10 protein-coding genes are annotated in these 22127 nt (G+C 39.1%); 1 reads left to right on the top strand and 9 read right to left on the bottom strand.

Features of this window, described 5'->3' with window-relative positions; all coding sequences use genetic code 11:
• Positions 1-273: 273 nt before the first annotated feature.
• Positions 274-14037 carry a DUF1542 domain-containing protein gene (locus tag J3U69_RS01910; RefSeq protein ID WP_267412858.1) on the bottom strand — a complete coding sequence of 4588 codons (13764 nt, stop codon included), beginning with the start codon at positions 14035-14037 and terminating at the stop codon, positions 274-276.
• A 1556-nt stretch (positions 14038-15593) separates the two neighbouring features.
• On the opposite strand from J3U69_RS01910, the gene J3U69_RS01905 reads away from it, so the two are divergent.
• Positions 15594-16052, top strand: a complete 459-nt coding sequence (locus tag J3U69_RS01905; protein WP_220221059.1) for a universal stress protein — start codon at positions 15594-15596, stop codon at positions 16050-16052.
• Positions 16053-16108: 56 nt separating this feature from the next.
• Here the strand turns inward: J3U69_RS01905 and J3U69_RS01900 are convergent, their stop codons facing one another.
• The 8 genes from J3U69_RS01900 to J3U69_RS01865 all read right to left on the bottom strand — a co-directional run bounded on the left by J3U69_RS01900 (position 16109) and on the right by J3U69_RS01865 (position 22125).
• The gene (locus J3U69_RS01900; protein ID WP_220221058.1) at positions 16109-17302 is read right to left on the bottom strand and encodes an FtsW/RodA/SpoVE family cell cycle protein; all 1194 of its coding nucleotides are present in this window, start codon (positions 17300-17302) and stop codon (positions 16109-16111) included.
• A 26-nt stretch (positions 17303-17328) separates the two neighbouring features.
• Entirely contained in the window at positions 17329-17556 is a 228-nt protein-coding gene (locus J3U69_RS01895) for a DUF2969 domain-containing protein (RefSeq protein ID WP_220221057.1), read from the bottom strand.
• Positions 17557-17564: 8 nt separating this feature from the next.
• Positions 17565-17858, bottom strand: a complete 294-nt coding sequence (yidD, locus tag J3U69_RS01890; RefSeq protein WP_220221056.1) for a membrane protein insertion efficiency factor YidD — start codon at positions 17856-17858, stop codon at positions 17565-17567.
• Between the two features lie 18 nt (positions 17859-17876).
• Positions 17877-18866: a rod shape-determining protein gene (locus J3U69_RS01885; protein WP_220221055.1), complete on the bottom strand. Its 990-nt coding sequence runs from the start codon at positions 18864-18866 to the stop codon at positions 17877-17879.
• 82 nt (positions 18867-18948) lie between these two features.
• Complete coding sequence (locus tag J3U69_RS01880; RefSeq protein WP_220221054.1) at positions 18949-19179, bottom strand: DUF1146 family protein; 231 nt, start codon at positions 19177-19179, stop codon at positions 18949-18951.
• Positions 19180-19250: 71 nt separating this feature from the next.
• Positions 19251-19688, bottom strand: coding sequence for a F0F1 ATP synthase subunit epsilon (locus tag J3U69_RS01875; RefSeq protein ID WP_103752235.1), 438 nt, complete (start codon positions 19686-19688; stop codon positions 19251-19253).
• Between the two features lie 11 nt (positions 19689-19699).
• Complete coding sequence (atpD, locus tag J3U69_RS01870; protein ID WP_220221053.1) at positions 19700-21139, bottom strand: F0F1 ATP synthase subunit beta; 1440 nt, start codon at positions 21137-21139, stop codon at positions 19700-19702.
• A 23-nt stretch (positions 21140-21162) separates the two neighbouring features.
• Positions 21163-22125 (bottom strand): F0F1 ATP synthase subunit gamma, encoded by a 963-nt coding sequence (locus J3U69_RS01865; RefSeq protein ID WP_220221052.1) that lies wholly within the window; start codon positions 22123-22125, stop codon positions 21163-21165.
• Between the last annotated feature and the right edge of the window lie 2 nt (positions 22126-22127).

The raw sequence follows: 22127 nt of genomic DNA, 5'->3' as shown, positions 1-22127 counted from the left end.
ATTTTTATATTTTAAAAATTTTGCACAATAACTTAATTTCCTGAAAACACTAAGAAACAAGTCCAACCATCAATTTAGCAAATATAAGATAATATATTTTTGAAAAAATTAAGTTTATTTAATAAAAATATATTATATCTTTTTTTATTTTATGTATTTATATAGATAATAAGAGTGAATTATATATATGCATAAAGTTTAAACAAAAAATGCCACAAGCTATTACCAAAATAACTTGCGACATTTTTTTATTTAACTAAGTAAAATTACTAATTAGAAATTAGCCTTTTTTACATATTTATCTTTGTCAATAAGATAGAACTTCTTATGATTAATCTTAATTGCAGCACCATAAGTTTTTACCAAACTATTCTTCTTCAAGACCTTCTTTCCAATTCTATTACCGTGTTTACTATAGATAAACGCATTGTGGGTTAATTTACTCTTTTTACCATCAACGTTGTTTACCTTGATATAAAGGCCATCATCTAGCTCATAGTATAACTTGCCATCAATCATTCTTTGACTAGTCGTATTAACTATTGAGCCACCTAAAAAGATTAATTTATTTGCTCTTCTGCCTTTGTCATCATACAAATATGAATTATGAATGATATCCTTTTCAACGATATTTTGAGTATTGGTATTAGTTGGCAAGTTGACTGGTACTACCTCAGCTTTAGAAGTCTTGGCTGAGCTTGATTTTACAGTAACGTTTGCAGCTTTAATGTAACGATTGCTGTCAATAATATAGTATTTCTTACCACGTATTTTAACTGCGCCACCGTAGATATTAACAAGTACACCCTTCTTAAGAACACCGTCTTTCTTTACTCGTTTGCCATGCTTGTTATAAACATAACTATTATGCTTTAACTTCAGCTTTGCAGCTTCAGCATTGGCAACTTTAACGAAGAGCTTCTCATTATCTTCTCCTTGGTCAACAACAATATAGTAGTCTACACCAGCAATATTCTTGATGCCATAAAATCTGATAATTGAACCAGCACCTAATGTAATCTGATTTGCCCGATTACCATGAATATCGTAAACATAGGCATTGTGCATCAATTTTACTTCTTTGCTGTTGTTCAAATCAACATCAACATTTTCTGTTGAACTTCCAGTTTCTGAGCCACTAGTTCCAGGATTCTTATTTGTAGCATTATTGCCGTTAATGTCACCATTGCCGGCAATATTACCAGCTGTTCCAGTGCCCTGCGAATCGGAACTATTGCCGCCAGAGGTGCTAGAGCTGCCGGAGCCGTTGCTACCAGAACCATTCGAGCCGGAACCATTTGAACCTGAACCGTTTGAGCCGGAGCCGTTTGAGCCCGAGCCGTTTGAGCCGGAGCCATTTGAACCAGAACCATTGCTGCCGGAACCGTTTGAACCTGAGCCGTTGCTGCCAGAACCGTTTGAACCGGAACCATTTGAGCCTGAGCCGTTTGAGCCGGAGCCATTGGAGCCTGAGCCATTGGAATCAGAACCGTTGGTGCCGGAACCATTTGAGCCGGAGCCGTTGGAGCCAGAACCATTTGAGCCGGAGCCGTTGGAGCCAGAACCATTTGAGCCGGAGCCATTGCTGCCGGAACCGTTAGAGCCAGAACCATTGCTGCCTGAGCCATTGGAGCCAGAACCATTGCTGCCTGAGCCATTGGAGCCTGAGCCGTTGCTGCCTGAGCCGTTAGAGCCGGAACCATTTGAGCCTGAGCCATTTGAGCCTGAGCCATTGGAACCCGAGCCATTTGAGCCAGAACCGTTAGATCCTGAACCATTTGATCCAGAGCCGTTGCTGCCGGAACCGTTGGAACCTGAGCCATTGCTGCCTGAACCATTTGAGCCTGAGCCGTTGGAGCCGGAACCATTTGAGCCAGAACCATTTGATCCTGAGCCATTTGAACCGGAACCATTGCTGCCGGAACCGTTTGATCCTGAGCCATTGCTGCCGGAACCATTTGAGCCTGAGCCATTGCTGCCGGAACCATTTGAGCCAGAGCCGTTACTGCCAGAACCATTTGAGCCTGAGCCATTGCTGCCTGAACCATTTGAGCCAGAACCGTTGTTGCCGGAACCATTTGATCCTGAGCCATTGCTGCCGGAACCATTTGAGCCTGAACCATTGCTGCCAGAACCATTTGATCCTGAGCCATTTGAGCCAGAACCGTTGCTGCCAGAACCATTAGAGCCGGAGCCATTGGAGCCGGAACCATTTGATCCTGAACCGTTGCTGCCGGAACCATTTGATCCTGAACCGTTAGAGCCGGAGCCATTGGAGCCTGAACCGTTAGAGCCGGAACCATTGCTGCCAGAACCGTTTGAACCGGAGCCATTCGAGCCTGAGCCGTTGCTGCCGGAACCATTTGATCCTGAGCCGTTGCTGCCGGAACCATTGCTGCCAGAGCCATTGCTGCCGGAACCATTGCTGCCAGAGCCATTGCTGCCGGAACCATTTGAGCCTGAGCCGTTACTGCCGGAACCATTTGAGCCTGAGCCATTTGAGCCAGAACCGTTGCTGCCGGAACCATTTGATCCTGAGCCATTGGAGCCGGAACCATTTGATCCAGAACCGTTGCTGCCTGAACCGTTGCTGCCTGAACCGTTAGAGCCGGAACCATTGCTGCCAGAACCGTTTGATCCGGAGCCATTCGAGCCTGAGCCGTTGCTGCCTGAACCGTTGCTGCCGGAGCCGTTCGAGCCGGAACCGTTGCTGCCGGAACCATTTGAACCTGAGCCGTTGCTGCCGGAACCATTGCTGCCGGAGCCGTTCGAGCCGGAACCGTTGCTGCCGGAGCCATTCGATCCAGAACCGTTCGAGCCGGAACCGTTGCTGCCGGAGCCATTCGAGCCAGAACCGTTGGATCCTGAGCCGTTGCTGCCTGAGCCGTTTGATCCAGAACCATTGGAGCCTGAGCCATTGCTACCAGAGCCATTGCTACCGGAGCCGTTGCTGCCTGAGCCGTTTGAACCTGAACCATTTGAACCTGAGCCGTTTGATCCGGAGCCATTGCTACCGGAGCCGTTGCTGCCTGAGCCGTTGCTGCCGGAACCATTCGAGCCAGAACCATTGGAGCCGGAGCCGTTGGAGCCTGAGCCATTGCTGCCTGAGCCGTTTGAACCTGAACCATTGCTGCCGGAGCCGTTCGAGCCGGAACCATTTGATCCAGAGCCATTAGAGCCTGAGCCGTTGCTGCCAGAACCATTGCTGCCTGAGCCGTTTGAACCTGAACCATTGCTGCCGGAGCCGTTCGAGCCGGAACCATTGGAGCCGGAGCCATTTGAGCCGGAACCATTGCTGCCGGAGCCGTTCGAGCCGGAACCGTTGCTGCCGGAGCCATTGGAGCCTGAGCCGTTGCTGCCGGAGCCATTCGAGCCAGAACCGTTGGAGCCAGAACCATTAGAACCAGAGCCGTTCGAGCCGGAGCCATTTGATCCAGAGCCATTGCTGCCAGAACCATTGCTGCCAGAACCATTAGAGCCTGAGCCATTTGAGCCGGAACCATTTGATCCCGAGCCGTTGCTGCCGGAACCATTGGAGCCTGAGCCATTTGATCCCGAGCCGTTGCTGCCGGAACCATTGGAGCCTGAGCCATTGGAGCCGGAACCATTGGAGCCAGAACCGTTGCTGCCGGAACCATTTGATCCAGAACCATTTGAGCCTGAGCCATTTGAGCCAGAACCATTGCTGCCAGAACCGTTTGAACCGGAGCCGTTGCTACCGGAACCGTTTGAACCGGAACCATTGCTGCCTGAACCATTAGAGTCTGAGCCATTTGACCCCGAGCCGTTGCTGCCGGAACCATTGCTGCCGGAACCATTTGATCCAGAGCCGTTACTGCCGGAACCATTGGAGCCTGAGCCATTTGAGCCAGAACCGTTGCTGCCGGAACCATTTGAGCCGGAACCATTTGAGCCAGAACCGTTGCTGCCGGAACCATTGCTGCCTGAGCCATTTGAGCCCGAGCCGTTGCTGCCGGAACCATTGCTGCCGGAACCATTTGAACCTGAGCCGTTGCTGCCTGAACCATTGGAGCCAGAGCCGTTGCTGCCTGAACCATTTGATCCTGAACCGTTTGAGCCTGAACCGTTTGAGCCGGAACCGTTAGAGCCGGAGCCATTGGAATCTGAACCATTGCTGCCGGAGCCATTTGATCCTGAACCATTTGAGTCAGAACCGTTTGAGCCTGAGCCGTTGCTGCCGGAACCGTTTGAACCAGAACCGTTGCTGCCTGAACCATTTGAGTCAGAACCGTTGCTGCCTGAACCATTCGAGCCTGAACCGTTTGAGTCAGAACCATTGCTGCCGGAGCCACTTGTTTCAGGAACAAATGAATGAATGATTTCTTGGGACTCATCAATTATATCTAAGATCTCGTCTCCATCATTAGCTTTGTCAACTTTAGCCTGTTCATCTTTAACTGCTTGATCAACTTTAGCTTTTGCGGCTTGCTTTTCACTATCACTTACAGAAGCACGATCAATATCTTTCTTAGCGTCAATACCTTCATCATTAATAATCTTCTTGGCGCGATCCTTTTTCTTCTGAATATTAACTTTACTCTGTACCTGGGTTATATTCGCAGTTCCTTCAGCCTCTGCTTTTTCAACTTCATCAATATTTGTTGCTTGATCAATATTATTTTTAGCATCATCTGCTAGACTATCAATCTCTTTATTAGCAGTAGCTTTTTCATCATTAGTTAATCCTGGATCTTGAGAAATCTTATTCTTGGCCTTATTAGCAGCATCATCAATTGCATCTTTTGCTGTTTTCTTTTGATCAGCAAGAGTAATGACTGGTTTTTGTGCAGCCTCAATTTTTGCAATACCGTCTACCTTGGCTTTATTAACACCTTCAGCTCCTTTTGCTCTATTAATTGCATCTTTTGCTTCTGCTGCAGCATCAGCAATCGCTTTCTTTTCTTTATCTTTCTCGTTAGCTGACTTCGAGTCATCTTTGTCAACCTTATTTACAGCTTCAGTTGCAACACTAGTGATTTCTTTAATAGCATCAGTCTTTTGATCAGCAAGTGGCTTACCAGATACGTATTGCGCATCAATTGCATTTACACCAGTATCACGTTGCTTAATTACATCTGCAACGTTATCAGCACGATCAATTGCATTTTTGGCTTTGCCTGCTTCAAGATCAACATTTGCAGATTGGCTAAGTCTTTCTGACCTAGATAAGTTGGCATCACTATTAATTCTCTTTTTAATTACTGCCGCTTCAGCATCAATAGCATCTTTGGCATCTTTCTTTTTAGAAGTCAAGTCCTTGGCGCTATTTGCCTTTGTAACAGCATCATTGATTGCATCCTTACCGTCAGAAACAGCCTTATTAACTTCGTCCACACTAGTAGCTGCATCAACATCTTTTTTAGCTGTAGTTGTAGCATCATCGATTGCTTGGTTGGCTTCAGCTTTTTCAGTGTCTGTAAGATTATTAGATTGTGCGATCTTGTCTTTAGCTTCTTTGGCAGCAGTATCTAGATCACTATTGCCCTTACGCTTAGCCGCCTGGATTTGTGCATCAATTAAAGCTTGATTTATTGCATCAATTCCCTTTTGTTTCAAATCATTGATTTGATCATCAGTAGCGCCACTAATTGCTGCTACGGCTTCATCATGAGCTTTTTGAGCTTGTTCTTTAAACTTAGTTATTTCATCAGCTGTTAAGCCGGTTTTACCAGTATCATCTTCAAGAGCATCAATCTTGTCTAGTACTCCAGAAATGCCAGCATCTTTATCACCTTTAAGGACCTTATCAAGTTCTTTGATGGCATCGTCGCGATCTTTTCTAATTTGATCTGCATTTGTTGCCTTAGCATTAGTGACAATGTTATTAATGCCCTTAATCGTATTATCTCTGATTGTTGAAACGGTTTCTGCATTAGTTTCTGCATCAATATCTGAATTACCAAGTTTTTGAACTTCGTCTAAGGCACTCTGATCACTTAGATTAATTTCATTATTCTTGTCCTTAAGTTCAGCTTTAGCTTCATCCACCGCTTTTTGAATGTCTTGCTTAGCTTGAGCCTTAATTATTGCCAAGGAAGCTGCTGACTCTTCATTTAAAATGCTGGAGTTTCCATCAGTTATTACCTTGTTTAATTCATCTTTATTTTTAGCTGAATCAACTTTTGCTTTTGCAGCAGCACAAGCCTGATCGATTGTACCACCATCCTTAGTAGCATCCTCATAAGCTTGGGTTGCTTTATCATAATCAGCTTTTGCTGTTGCTTTTTGATCATCAGTTAACTTTTGATAGTCAGTAGTTAACTTATCATAAATATTCTTAAGATCAGTCTTAGCATTTGCAGCTGTAGTATCCAAAGCACTCTTGGCTGAATTCTTATTAGTATCAAGGTTTACTGTTGCCGCAACATCAATTGCATTCTCAGCAGCTTTTTCTGCTGTCTCAACGTTTGCTGAAGTTGTAGCTGCATCAATATCAGTTATGCCCTTATCGCGAGCATCGTTAATTGCTTGTTCTATTTTTGTCTTATCATCAGCCGTTAAATCCGTATTGGCATCAATGCGATCGATTGCCTTTTCGGCATATTTGGCAAGTTTCCGTTTATTTGCTGCTTTGGCAACATTAAGATCACTAACCACGTTGTTGATGTTTGTCACGCCTTCTTGAGCGCTCTTATTAACTTGGTCTGCCGTTGCTGGATCAGGATTTTCAATCTTGTCTTTAGCGGCATCATAAGCATCATTTATTTCACTATTTAGCTGATTCTTGGTATCTTCATCAACATTAGTTAATTTCTTAACTTGGTCAAGAGCGTCCTTCTTGGCCATTTGAATGTCCGTCAAGCCTAGATCTTTAGCAGATTGAAGTGATGCATCATTTTCAACTTTGGTTATGTCTTCTTTACCCGCAGCCTCATTCTTTGTAACTTCATCTGTAGTTGTGGCAGCGTTGATCTCATTCTTAGCATTAGCTAAAGCTTGATCAACTCGATCTGTATAGCCATCTTTTTCAAGTTGGGTTAAGTTCTTATCATTGGCAATCTCATTCTTAACTTGATCAGCTAATCCCGCTAATTCATTAATCGCCTTATTTTTCGCAGATCTTAAATCTTGTGCATCCTGATCGCCATCAATGCCATTTGCAATCTTATCCATGGCACTGATAGCGTCATTTTTATCCGTACCGACTGTAGTAACATCATCATCGTTCGTAATTTTCTTAACCGCGGCATCATAAATACTATTTATATCATTTACTGCATCTTTCCAATTTGGATCGTCAACTGAACCCTTATCATGAGCAGCATTTACAGTATCAAGATCTTTATTCTTAGCAGCAGTTAATTCAGTTAATGCACTGGCTTTTTCTGCAGCAAGTGAGGCGTCTTGGTAGATATTGTTAATATCGTTAATACCTCTTGTTTGTTCAGAAGTAATTGCAGTTGCGGTTGTAGCGGCATCGATAGCTGTTTCTGCGGCTTTCTTGGCAGCTTCAATTTTATCTTCATATTTCTTCTTGCTGACAGCATCAAGAGATTTATTGTTATCAATGTCACTCTTGGCCTTTGTTGCTGCATCTTCAACTGCTTGTTTTGCAGCAGTCTTATTGGTATCAAGGCTTACTGTTGCCGCAACATCAATGTTTTCCTCAGCTTCTTTTTCTGCTGCCTCAACATCAGCTACCGTGGTTGTAACTGCATCAATATCAGTTATGCCCTTATCACGAGCATCGTTAATTGCTTGTTCTATTTTTGTCTTATCGTCAGCCGCTAAGTCCGTATTGGCATCAATGCGGTCAATTGCCTTTTCGGCATATTTGGCAAGTTTCCGTTTATTTGTTGCTTTGGCAACATTAAGATCACTAACCACGTTGTTGATGTTTGTCACGCCTTCTTGAGCGTTCTTATTAACTTGGTCTGCTGTTGCTGGATCAGGATTTTCAATCTTGTCTTTAGCGGCATCATAAGCATCATTTATTTCACTATTTAGCTGATTCTTGGTATCGTCATCAACATTAGTTAATTTCTTAACTTGGTCAAGAGCGTCCTTCTTGGCCTTCTGAATATCTGCTAAGCCTAAATCTTTAGCGGATTGAAGTGATGCATCATTTTCAACTTGGGTTATATTTGCTTTACCCGCAGCTTCATTCTTTGTAACTTCATCTGTAGTTGTGGCAGCGTTGATTTTATTCTTAGCATCAGCTAAAGCTTGATCAACTTGATCTGTATAGCCATCTTTTTCGACTTGGGATAAGTTCTTATCATTGGCAATCTCAGTCTTAACTTTATCAGCCGATTCCGTTAGATCATCAATTGCATTCTTTTTCGCTTTTCTTAAATCTTGTTCTGCCTGACTGCCATTGATGTTTTCTGCAATCTTATCCATGTCATCGATGGCTTTGGTTTTATCCGTACCGATTGTAGTAATATCATCATCGTTCGTAATTTTCTTAACGGCAGCATCATAAATACTATTTATCTCATTTACTGCATCTTTCCAATTTGAATCGTCAACAGAACCATTATCATGAGCAGCATTTACAGTTTCAAGATCGTTATTCTTAGCAGCAGTTAATTCAGTTAATGCACTGGCTTTTTCTGCAGCAAGTGAGACATCACTAATATTATTAATACCGGTGTTTTGTGCAGAGGTAATTGCGTTTGCGGTTGTAGCGGCATCGATAGCTGTTTCTGCGGCTTTCTGAGCAGCCTCAATTTTATCTTCATATTTCGTCTTGCTGTCAGCATCAAGAAATTTATTGTTTTCAATGGCATTCTTGGCCTTTGTTGCTGCATCTTCAACTGCTTGTTTTGCTGTATTACGTTGAGTATTTAATAAATTGTCTCCAGCTGTTGCCGCAACATCAATGTTTTCCTCAGCTTCTTTTTCTGCTGCCTCAACATCAGCTACCGTGGTTGTAACTGCATCAATATTAGTTATGCCCTTATCGCGAGCATCGTTAATTGCTTGTTCTATTTTTGTCTTATCATCAGCAGTTAAATCCGTATTGGCATCAATGCGATCAATTGCCTTTTCGGCATATTTGGCAAGTTTCCGTTTATTTGCCGCTTTGGCAACATTAAGATCACTAACCACGTTGTTGATGTTTGTCACGCCTTCTTGAGCGTTCTTATTAACTTGGTCTGCTGTTGCTGGGTCGGGACTTTCAATCTTGTCTTTAGCGGCATCATAAGCATCATTTATTTCACTATTTAGCTGATTCTTGGTATCGTCATCAACATTAGTTAATTTCTTAACTTGATCAAGAGCGTCCTTCTTGGCCTTCTGAATATCTGCTAAGCCTAGATCTTTAGCAGATTGAAGTGATGCATCATTTTCAACTTGGGTTATATTTGCTTTACCCGCAGCTTCATTCTTTGTAACTTCATCTGTAGTTGTGGCAGCGTTGATTTTATTCTTAGCATTAGCTAAAGCTTGATCAACTTGATCTGTATAGCCGTCTTTTTCGACTTGGGATAAGTTCTTATCAGCGGCAATCTCAGTCTTAACTTTATCAGCTAATCCCGCTAGTTCATCAATTGCAGTCTTTTTTGCTTTTCTTACATCTTGTTCTTCTTGACTACCCTTGATGTTTTCTGCAATCTTATCCATGTCATCGATGGCTTTGTTTTTATCATCATCGACTGTCTTGATATCATTATCCTTGGTTGTGATTTTAACAACTGCTTGCGTATAAATACTATTTATATTAGCTTTTGCATTTTGTGCTGTTTCATCATCAATGGAGCCATCCTTAAGGTCAGCGTCTATAAGACCAAGATCTTTATCCTTAGCAGTAGCCAATTCAGTTAATGCGCTAGCTTTTTCTTTGGCAAGTAAGGCGTCTTGGTAGATATCGTTAATATCGTTTATACCTTTTGTTTGTTCAGAAGTAATTGCGTCTGCAGTTGTAGCGGCATCGATAGCTGATTTTGCGGCATTTTCAGCATCTGTAATTTGCTTGTTGTATTTTGTCTTTGTTGCTGGATCAAGTAAATCATCAGAAATTGCAGAAATAGCATCGCTTGCTTTTTTAGCTGCAGCTTCAACTGCTTGTTTGGCAGTATCACGTTGAGCATCTAATAAATCGCTTCCAGCTGTTTTTGGAACATTATTAATTTGATCAATATATTCCTGTGCTGTAGTATCAATATCTGCACTTTTAGCATTCTTAACAGCTTGCGTTCCTTCGCTAACTAAAGTACTAATATCACCTTCATATTTAGTTTTTTGCGCAGCAGTTAAGTCGTTATTCTGATCAATCTGTGCTTTTGCATTAGTTGCAGCGTCATTAATACGGCCAATAGCCTTTGCTTTGGTTTCCAGTTCATTTAGCGCTGCTATTCCATCATTTAAGTGACCTTTGATATCAGCAGCAGTTGAATCTTGATCAATTAAATCTGCATAGCCAGTTTTTTTATCGTTTGTAACTAGCTCATCTGCTTGAGCTTTATCCGCTTTTTTCTCTTCTGTAGACAGACCATCAATTTTATCAATAGCACCTTGCACAGAAGTATTACTATTAGATAGCTGATCCTTAGCAGCCGCTTTAACGGCATCTAAAATATTAGTTTTACCATCATTTTCACTGTTGTTTACATCTGTTGTGTTATCACTAGCAGGCACAGCACTATCAGATATGTTATCAATAGCAGTAATGGCAGCTGTCTTAGCATCGTCAACACCCTTATTAGTTGTTGAGTCTAAGCCTAATGTTGTTTCACAGTCTTTGGCAAAACCGTCAAGTTCACCTTTGGCAGCTTCCTTATTAAAAATGTTAGTAGCTTTAGTCTCTTTATTCTTAACGTCATCAACGTTGTCACTGCCATAAATCGACTTCGCAGGATCGAAATTAGCGTCATCTTTCGTTGCTAAAGCTTCATCCTTGGCCTTTTCAATTGCATCAATATATGTTTGTTGCTCATCATTAGTAAGGCTGGTACTACGTACTCTATTCTCAGCTTCTTTTGCAGCATCCGTAATCGCTGTCTTAGAAGCTTTTACCTGGTCACTTAAAGCTTGCGACTCCTTCTGGGCTGTTTCATAAGCTGTTTGTAAATCACTTAAAGCATCTTTCTTTCTCTTCTCTACTTCTGGAATATTATCAGCACCATAAACTGATTTGCCAGAATCATAGTTGCTTGAATCTGACTTAGCAGCAACCTGTTTTGCATTGGCAATAGCATCGTCTAAATCTTTATTATGTTTTATTGATTGATCATTATTAATCTTTTGTAACTCATCATTGATTTCCTGGGCTGCTGTATCTTGAGCTGCTGCTAAAACGTCAACAGCAATTGGTCTATGGTTTGAATCTGATTCAGGCAATTTAGTTGCCAGTGGATTATATTCGATAAAATTAGCATTAGGGTATAATTCGATTTTATCGCCTTTTTTCAGGGCTTTGGTTGTTTCAGCTGGAATGTTAAAACTAAATTCATAACGGCCAGTTTGCTCATTATATTTAGCCATAGCAGTAAAGTCATGAGACAAAGTCTTACCGGAATCTGCTGTTTGCTTATACGGATCATCTATTTCGCTGTTAGACTTAATAGCTGTTTCTTTACCAGATGAATCTTTGACATAAGCTCTTACATAAGCATTGGTTCCACCTGGAAGAATCTTACTAAATAGGCCGTCACTGTTCACACCATCTGTTGCATCTGTATAATTCAAAATTGCTCCAGTGATAGTGCTAGTGCCATCTTCGTTATACGATACTTTAACATTAGCAGGATTAATATCCAAAAAGCCACTTGGGTTGGCTGGAATAAAGCTAATATCGTTATAGCCTATGTTTGAAGGATCGCTAAAGGCGTAATTGATAATTCCACTAAAGACATCATCATATGTGGCACTGCCACTACCGGCAAGCTGCTTTAATTCACTTAGAATATTATCTGGTAAATTTTTAAATATAGGACCTAAGTCTTTATCATCCTGGATTTTTTGAAGAGCAGCTGTATCAAAAACTTGCTGACCGTTTAATACTTCAATACCATTTGGAGCAACCTGGATATTTCCATTACTATCCTTCCTAACCTTTAACAAGTGATATGGTGGCAATGTGAGATCTTTGAGACTAGGAACAATACTAGAAAGATTTAACTTTTGCCGTACGTTGGTGATGGTAACCTGGTTATTGCCGATAAGACTGGTAGCGGGATTCTTGTTAAGGTGTGCATCCAGAACTAAAGATTCGGGGTTATTAACTGTCAAATTACCAGTCGCATCAATTAGTGTTATTGCTCCACTACCTGCATTAGTCGATCCACCATTTTTCAAGCGAATTTCAAAAGTACCATTTTCAATGTCTGCACTGCTGGCAATTGCAACTAATGTACCATTATAGTCACCCATATCTTCCCCGGTTATTTTCAAAGAACCATTGGGATTAATGATGAAATTACCGCCATCGAAAATTAAGCTGGTATTAGTATTATTAGAAATATTACCGTTAGTAGTAATGTTAACACTACCGCCGGATCCAATATTAAACGATGAATTAGCATCATTAAGTCCAATAGCCTTTGCTTGCACAGCATTTCGTGTTCCATTATAAATAGCCTGAGAGGCATTAGATTTGCTCTTGCCGACGTTAATGTTTAAAACACCTTCAACGTCAATCTTTCCTGAGCCGGCTATGTAAATACCATATGTAGTACCAGTAGTTTCACTAGGATTGTTACCTAGAGAACCATCTGCATTACCTAATGGATTTAAAGTAACAGTGGCACCTTGCTCAACATGGATGTTGCCGTTGCCTTGTGACATCTGGATAACATTACCGCCATAAGTTGTACCTGTGAAAGTACAGCCCGTATCGAAATAAATATTATTATCGTTATTAGTAAATTCAAATAGTTGTTGTTTATTATCTTTACCACCTGCTGTGCCGCCATCTACAGGACTGGTATAACTATAATTAATTGTTTCTGCAGTAATGTTATTCTTCAAGTGAATTTCGTTATGGCTACCAACATATAACATTTGGGAACCATGGAAATCAATATCATCCAGTGTAATAATCGCTGTATTATTCTTAGTTGCATCATAACCGTACTGATCGGTTTTAATTATACCGTACCAATCTGAACACCAAACTGTTAAGTTACGATAAGTTATCTGGAGTTTTTGGCTACCAGTTAAATTAGGATGTGAACCCTTAAAATCAATAATATGCCTAGTATTACCACCTGATGTAATTAATAATGTTCTTCCGGGAATGTCGAAGCCTGTTTCTTGATCGTTACCATTAGGGTTAGCAATATCTTTCATAATATCAATTTCTGAAACATTAGCATTCGCATAAGCAGATCTAAATTGATCCCAGTTATAAATATACGCTGCACCATTAATAATTGTTGGTGTAGAGCCTGTCTCTATATCGGCTCTAGTTTGAATCTTTTGCTCTTGATTAGTAACGGCAAGATTCGGATTATCAGTCCCAGCTAATTCATCAGTTTCTTCCTGATTAGTGGTAGAATTAGCCGTTAATTTACTAGCGTCTTCTTTTACATCCGTTGAACCAGTGATGTCAGAAGTATTACTCTGACCTGATTTGGTAAGAGCAGAGCTTTGGCTTTGATCTGAATTTTTCTGATCAGTTGCTGGTTTTTCAGCGGAATTAGCAATCTGATTGTCTTTTTCTGCAACAGATTGCTTTTCACTAGATTTACTCAAAGACTGATTATTGTTACTGTTATCATTTTTTACAGTTACCTTATTCGTACCTTTAAAAAATGAAGTTAAGCCAGTAAAAGTAGACAGCTTGGAATCATTTTCATTTGTAACGTCAGATTGAGTGTCCTGGGTTTCAGTTTTTTTATCAGAACTAATCGAAGAGGATTGAACTGACTTTGTGTTTACATTTTCACTAACTTCCTGTTTTGGATCAACAGTATCAGCTTTTGCCGTTTGACTATTTAACCCAAAGAAAGTAAATCCGAGTAACACAGAGGCAGCTCCAATACTTAATTTACGTATTGAAAAATGGTCTTGCTTAGATTGCATTTCCATCCTTTTCAACCGCTCTTTGTAATTATTCTTTCCTAACATACAAACATCCTTTCCTATTGACAAATACTATACAAAAATAAGATAGCCCCAAATTATACTAATGTCAATATTTAATTTATTTTTTATGTGCTTTTATAAAAAACTTCAATCAGATTTTTTTAAATGTTTTTGTTAGTCTTTAATAATTTTTTTCCGTAAAGCCCTAAAAGTTTTGGCTTAAATAAAATAACACATTAGATGGATTTTTCTTTAACCATTAAACTAAACCAAATACAATTATTTTTAATTAATCCCTATAGGCTTCTTGCATTATTTAAAACTATTTTATTTTAGTCATGCTAGAAGCCTTCGAAATCTTTTAGTTAAATAATTTGTAATTTAAAGGTAAATCAATTTAGTAAATATCAATTATATAACAGTAAACGCTTTAAGATATTATTATAGATATACATATTAATAGCATTTTTATACATACATGATTAATGAAGACCATAACCAAAATAAAAAAGCACCACTTCAGTTCTGTATTGCTATGCAATAACCTAGTGATACTTTAGCTGGTATGAGTTGAATTGCTAATACTTACAATTTTGACTAGAACAAAGTATTAGTTGCTAGTCTTAAGCAAAAAATAGATGCTCAAGTTAATAAGTTCAATTCATTAATGCAGTAGAAAAAATCATTTTTCTTTTAAAAAATAAATACTTCACAAGCGTTAATTACAATTACTTAAGTACTTATTTAATTTATTCACTAAAGCTGATAATTTGATTCTTATAAGGAACAAGGTGGCATTAATATCAAAAACAAAAATTGGTAATTCCATGTACTAATAAATTTCGTAATAATAATATTTGCCACTATTATCTTTTGCTTTATAAATAATATGAATTTGATTATAATTGATTCAATCAACTTATGTTAATCTAATATAGTATTAAAATGCGTATTAGATACGTCTCTTCTAGCTTTTGCTAATTTTTAAATCCTTGACAAACATTATGTCATTGAGTAGTATTATAGATGATCTGAGTCGGACTAATGGCTTAATTATTTATAGTTGACCGGTCAAACATAAGACATGCGAGATTGTAAATAACTTTCGAATCGGAATACTATCTTTTGATAGGATCCATATTCGTTGCGATACGTCTCATTTTTTTGAACACTGCGGGTTCAACAAGCATTGTTTTGCTACTTTAGCAGACTCAGATTTCTTTAGAATATTACGAAACGGTCTGTTGACCGTTTTTTTATTTGGAGAAATTAATGATTCTTAAATTTGTTATAGCTGTATACCTTGTAATTATATTGGCGACTGCTCTTTACTTATGGAGTAATCGTAAACGGCACTTTTTAATTTATAGTCAAAAAAGTAATACTGGTTTTACACAAATCATGTCTTGGACTGCAATCATCCTTACAATAGAATGTATTCTTGGCTGCTATCTGTTATTTCAGTCAAATAAGTATTTAAACCTGATAACGCTGATCCTTAGTTCTGTCACCATTTTAATTTTTAGCCTTTTAATTAATCAAAAGAATGATTAATCTGACAAAAATTTGTTAAAATGGATGTAAGAGAGGTGTTTTATATGATGAAACAATATCACCGTATTCAGGTGGCCGTTGATGGGTCAAAAGAAGCGGATTTAGCTTTTAAAAAGTCTGTCGCTGCAGCTAAGCGTAACGAAGCTGTACTTGAAATTTTACATGTCATTGACACGCGTTCATTTCAAAATGTTTCGAGTTTTGATTCGGAAATGGTCGAACAGGTATCAAATGACGCTAAAGACAAACTGCAAAAATATTACGACGAAGCTAAGGAAGCTGGTGTTGAAGAAGTACACTTTTCAATTGAATTTGGCTCTCCAAAATCAATCATCGCTCACGAATTTCCAAAGAAGCATCAAATTGATCTAATCATCGTTGGTGCTACTGGCTTAAATGCAGTCGAACGAATTTTAATTGGTAGTGTTACCGAATATGTTACTAGAACTGCTGACTGTGATGTTCTTGTTTGTCGTTCAAAAGAGAATCAAGATTTAATTTAAACTAAAAAAGCACTTCAAAAAATTTTGAAGTGTTTTTTTTGCAATAAATAAATTAATTAAAAGTCACCAGCCTGGCTGAACATGTAATCCTTATTATGAAATTTCATTGAAAGAATCATTCCAATTCCAATCATGTTGCCAATTAAGGCTGATCCTCCCTGCGAAATAAATGGTAAAGGTATACCGGTTAAGGGCAATAAATCAATGCTCATCCCAATGTTCTCAAAGACGTGAAATAAGATCATCATAATCACCCCTGTAGAAACATAAGAATAAAAAGCATTTTTAGTATCAAAAGTAATGCGGACCATTTGAATAATCAAATATAAGTATAATAATATAACCGCAACACTACCTACAAAGCCAAGGGATTCACCAATAACAGAATAAACCATATCGGAGCCGCGAACTGGAACATATACGCTTAAATTGCCAAAGCCATTGCCAAAAATCTGTCCAGAACCAATTGCCTGCATGCTCTGCCACAACTGATAGGCTGCTTTTGAAGTATCAGTAGAAGGATTAAGCCAAGACATAATCCGTCTAAACTGATACGGCTGAAAGAAATGGCTAAGAAAAGACTGTCCCCCAGCAGTAGTAACCATAAAAATAGTTACTGCTCCTAAGATAAAGACGGCTACAAACATGGGCGTGATAATTTTCCACGATATTCCTGAAACGAGTATAACGCCACCAACAATAGCAATAAATACTAACATAGTTCCAAAGTCATTTTGTAATTTTAGCAAAATTGCAATTGGAAAAAGCCAGGCAATCATTTTACCAATGAGTAGCCAATCGTTTTTTATTGTATGTGCCATCTTTTGGTTATGCTCATGAACAACTCGTGCCAACATTAAGATAAATGCTGGCTTCATAACCTCCGAAGGCTGAAAAGAAATTGGTCCGAGCTTAAACCAGCTCTTTGCTCCCGCATCAGCCGCGATACTACGGTTATAAAAGAATAAAACTGCAATGAGAAGTATTATTCCAAAGCCATACACGTATGGTGCAATTCTAAACAATTGCTCTGCGTCAAACTGAATCACAAAGACAACAATTACTAACGAGATAACATACCATAATCCCTGCATTAATACGGCCTTTAGTGGACTACCCATATGACTAGGATCATCAACTGCAGCAAAATAGATAGAATAAAGTCCAATTGCGGCAAGAATTAAAACTGGAATCACAATGTTCCATGCTATCTGATCAAAAAGATCTGTTTTATTTTGTACTTTTACCATTAATTATCACTGTCCGATACTGCTAACTATTTTTCGTGTAAAGCAAAGTAAGAAAGCAGATCATTGATACTACTTTCTAAGCTCTTGGAATACAAAACACTGTTAGTTTTTCCAGTTGTGGCGCGATAGCGACCAGAAATTTTTTCAATCAAGCCAATCGCCTTTTTATTAGGAATTACGACTTCCCAAGTTGGATTTTCCTTTCCCTTTAACTCGTTTATTTCTACGTTTATATTCTCTGGTTTTCTTGACATAACTTCTCCTACTTCACATACGGATGAAATTTTTTAGCAATAATTTCATCCTCATATTTTTCTGGATGAGGATTACGAAAAATAGTAAATTTATCTGGCACGGGATCTACACCACCTCGTACAAATGGATTGCAACGAAAAATTCGGCAAATTCCCATGACTAACCCTAAAACCGGGCCAAATTTCTTTAGTGCATCGATCATATAGGTTGAACATGTTGGATAATATCGACAACTGCTAGGTAAAGCCGGTGATATAACCCTTTGATAAATTTTAACTAGAAAAATCAGTAACTTACGCAAGTCAACCTCCTACTTCTGCTAATGACGTTGATGCTTTTCAATATTTTTAAGTAAAATACCAGTTCCCAATGCCACAGCTTCTAACGGGTGATCGGCAGTTAATACGGGAACTTTAAGGTAATACGATATAAGCTTATCAATATTTTTAAGTAGCGCTCCACCACCAGTAAGCATTATGCCACGGTCAATAATATCAGCCGATAGTTCTGGTGGTGTTTTCTCTAAAACATCTTTTGTAGCTGCAATAATAGTCATTAAACCATCATGAAGAGCCTCTTGAATTTCAGGAGCTGAAACAGTAGCTTGTTTTGGTAAACCATCAACAACATCTCTACCACGAACTGTAATCGTTTCTTCTTTATCCGGTTCAAAAGCACTACCAATTTCAATTTTAATTTGCTCAGCTGTACGTGAACCAATCAAAAGATTGTGCTTATTTTTAATATAAGAGACAACTGCTTGATTCATATGATCGCCGGCATAGCGTAGAGACTGGCTAGTCACAATTTCACCCATCGACAAAACAGCAATATCAGTAGTTCCACCACCAATATCAATCACAATGTTTCCTTGCGGCTTAAAAATGTCAAGGCCAGCACCTACAGCAGCAACCTTAGGTTCAAAGTCTAAATAGACCTTACCGCCACCGGATTTTTCGGCTGCTTGAATTATCGCCTTTTGCTCAATTGACGTAACTCCTGTTGGCGCACAAATTAGTATGTTAGGCTTTGACATAAAGCCTTTGACATTTAACTTTTCAATAAAGTAAGACAGCATCGCCTCTGTAATATCAAAATCGGCAATGACACCATTTTTTAATGGTCGAATTACCCGAATATTACCAGGTGTCCGTCCAACCATTTTATAAGCTTCTGTACCAACGGCTACAACTTTATTCGTACTTGTATTAACGGCGACAACTGAAGGCTCATTCAAAACTATTCCTTTACCAGAAACATTGATAAGCACATTGGCTGTCCCTAAATCTATTCCTATATCTCGTGCCACAATAATCCTCCATAAATATTCATTGTACATTTTACCATAAAGATAACAAGTTTGCTGTTAGCTTCATTCGTTTAAGTAAGTCTTAAAAGAAATTACTCAATTGCAAAGATGTATCAATTAGAGTAATGAAAAAGTTGCCAACTAGGAAGCCTAAAGCAATTGCAGCAAAAATCAGCAAAAGCTGAGCCTCAAAAATTTTGTTTTTTCTAATAATTTTCTCTACTTGAACGCTTTTCATAATTTGAAACGATAAGCCTATTGTAATCAAGTAAATTACAATACTAATTAGGGCGTGAACACCAAGTTGAAACATACTTCTTCTCACATTTCTTCAATTAAATAAAAACGGATGCACAAAATTGTGCGTCCGTTAAAACTTTAATACTATTTACTTGAATTGTAAACACTAATTCTGTTTACAGCCCTTCTTAATGCAACTTGGGCTCTTTCTAATGATCGTTGATCATGCGCAGCCTTAGCTTCTTTCATCGCATTTTGCGCACGTTTCCGTGCCGCTTCAGCACGCGAAACATCAATGTTATTAGAACGCTCTGCACTATCTGCAATAATGGTTGCGACGTTATTCGAAAATTCAAAGTAACCGCCGCTAACAGCAATATGATTGACAGCATTATTCATCTGCCGACTACGTTTCACTTTGATTTCGCCAATTGCAAGAGGCGTTAAAATCGGTAAGTGATTGTACATAATTGAACGCTGACCATCTATTGCTCGCATTTCCACAATACTGCAATGATGTGAAAAAATTAGCCCATCTGGAGTTACAACATTAACCTTAAAAAGCTTTTCTGGATCTGCCATGTGACATCACCCTACTTTTCTAACAATGCTTTAGCTTCAGGATCACTAGCTGTTACACCCATATCTTTTGCTTTTTGCAAAACATCTTCGATTGGGCCTACACTACGAAATGCATCTTCAGGAAGATCATCCAAATGACCATCTAGAATCATCTTAAAGCCTTTAATTGTTTCTTTAATTGGAACATATGAACCAGGAACCCCAGTAAATTGTTCAGCAACGAAGAAGTTTTGTGACAAGAAGAACTGAATCTTACGAGCACGACTAACAATTACTTTTTCTTCATCAGATAATTCATCCATACCTAAAACAGAGATAATATCTTGCAGTTCATGGTAACGTTGCAAAATATGTTGTACACGAGTTGCAACATCATAATGCTCCTCACCAACTACTTCAGGATCCAAAGCGCTTGATGTTGACTCTAAGGGGTCAACTGCCGGATAGATACCTTGCTCAACCAGGCTACGCTCCAAATTAGTAGTCGCATCCAAGTGAGCAAAAGTAGTAGCAGGTGCTGGGTCAGTATAGTCATCAGCAGGCACATAAACGGCTTGAATTGAAGTAATTGAACCCTTCTTTGTCGAAGTAATTCTTTCCTGCAATTGGCCCATTTCAGTTGCCAAAGTTGGCTGATAACCAACGGCACTTGGCATTCGACCAAGTAAAGCTGAAACCTCAGAACCAGCTTGGGTAAACCGGAAGATGTTATCGATAAAGAGCAACACATCTTGCCCTTCAACATCTCTAAAGTATTCTGCTAAAGTTAATCCAGTTAATGCAACTCGCATTCTGGCACCAGGCGGTTCATTCATTTGTCCGAAAACCATGGCGGTTTTACTCAAAACGCCAGATGCTTTCATTTCAAAATAAAGGTCGTTACCTTCACGAGTTCTTTCACCAACACCAGTGAAAACGGAAATACCACCGTGTTCTTGCGCAATGTTATGGATTAGCTCTTGAATAATAGTTGTTTTACCAACACCGGCACCGCCGAATAGCCCAACTTTACCACCACGAACATATGGCTCTAGCAGGTCAATAACCTTAATTCCAGTTTCAAGTATTTCTTGACTAGTTGTTAGTTCATCATACTTTGGTGCATTACGGTGAATACTATTACGAGCATGATCCTTATCAAATTTTGGACCATTATCGATTGGTTCACCGAGAACATTAAACACACGTCCTAAAGTATCGTTACCAACAGGAACGGATATTGGACCGCCGGTATCTTCGACTTTCATTCCGCGACGGAGACCATTGGTAGATTCCATGGCGATTGTTCTTAAAACGCCATCCCCAAGCTCTAGCGTGACTTCAAGGACAATAGTTTCATCCTCTGATTTAACTACACGCAAAGCATTGTCAATATCAGGTAGGTTTTTATCAAGTGGAAATTTAACATCGACAACTGGGCCGATTACTTGAACAACTTCACCTTCACTCAAAACATCTACCTCCTTTTCTCAATTTATTTCAAAGCATTAGCACCACTGACAATTTCAGTGATTTCAGTGGTAATTTCTGCTTGTCTTGCACGGTTTAATTTAGTTGTCAGACTTGAAACCAAGTCATTAACATTGTCTGTCGCACTCTGCATAGCAGTCATTGAACTTGCATGCTCTGCTGTTTTTGCGTCCAAAATAGCTCCGTAAATAGTTGAACGAGCATATTGTGGAATTAAAGTGGTTAAAACTGCGTTAACATCTGGTTCAATATCATATTCTAAATCTCTGTGTGCTTCAGCTTCTTTGATTCCAATATCAATATCGACAACCGGTAACATTTTTTCAACTCTAAATGCAGAAGACAAAGAGTTAATGTGGTGCGTATAACAAACATACAATTCATCATAAACACCGTTTAAATACATTTTAATCGCTGTTGAGACGATTGGTAAAACCTCATCAAATGTGGGAACATCAGAAATAGCAGCATTTTCATACACAACATTTAAATTGTTCTTTTTAAAAAAGTCCGCTCCTACAGAACCTACTGCTAAAATTTTAATATCTTTATTTTCAGCTTTGGAATCTTCAACAAGACCCATCATATTTTTAATGACAGCACTGTTATATGAGCCAACAAGACCACGATCACCAGTTACAACTAAATAACCAGTTGATTTGACCTTTTTCCTTGCTTGAACCATATCAGAAACGATTCCTAAGCCAAAAACATTTTCATAATCGATTTTTCCAATACTATCTTCGTCAACAGTAACATTTTCTTTTTGTAAATGTCGGACGACTTCTGCACTCATCAAGCGAGACAAGGTTTGTCTTACATGATCGTTATAAATCGTGTAGCCCTCATCACGCTTTTCAGTTTGATTAAGTTTTGAAGCAGAAACCATTCTCATGGCTTCTGTGATTTTACCGGTTTGCTTAACTGAAGCAATTTTTTTCTTCAACTCAAGTAAAGATGCAGGCATAA

It is taken from the genome of Lactobacillus sp. B4026 (assembly GCF_026535825.1).
Classification (GTDB): domain Bacteria; phylum Bacillota; class Bacilli; order Lactobacillales; family Lactobacillaceae; genus Lactobacillus; species Lactobacillus panisapium.
This window is presented reverse-complemented; position numbering and strand designations above follow the sequence as displayed.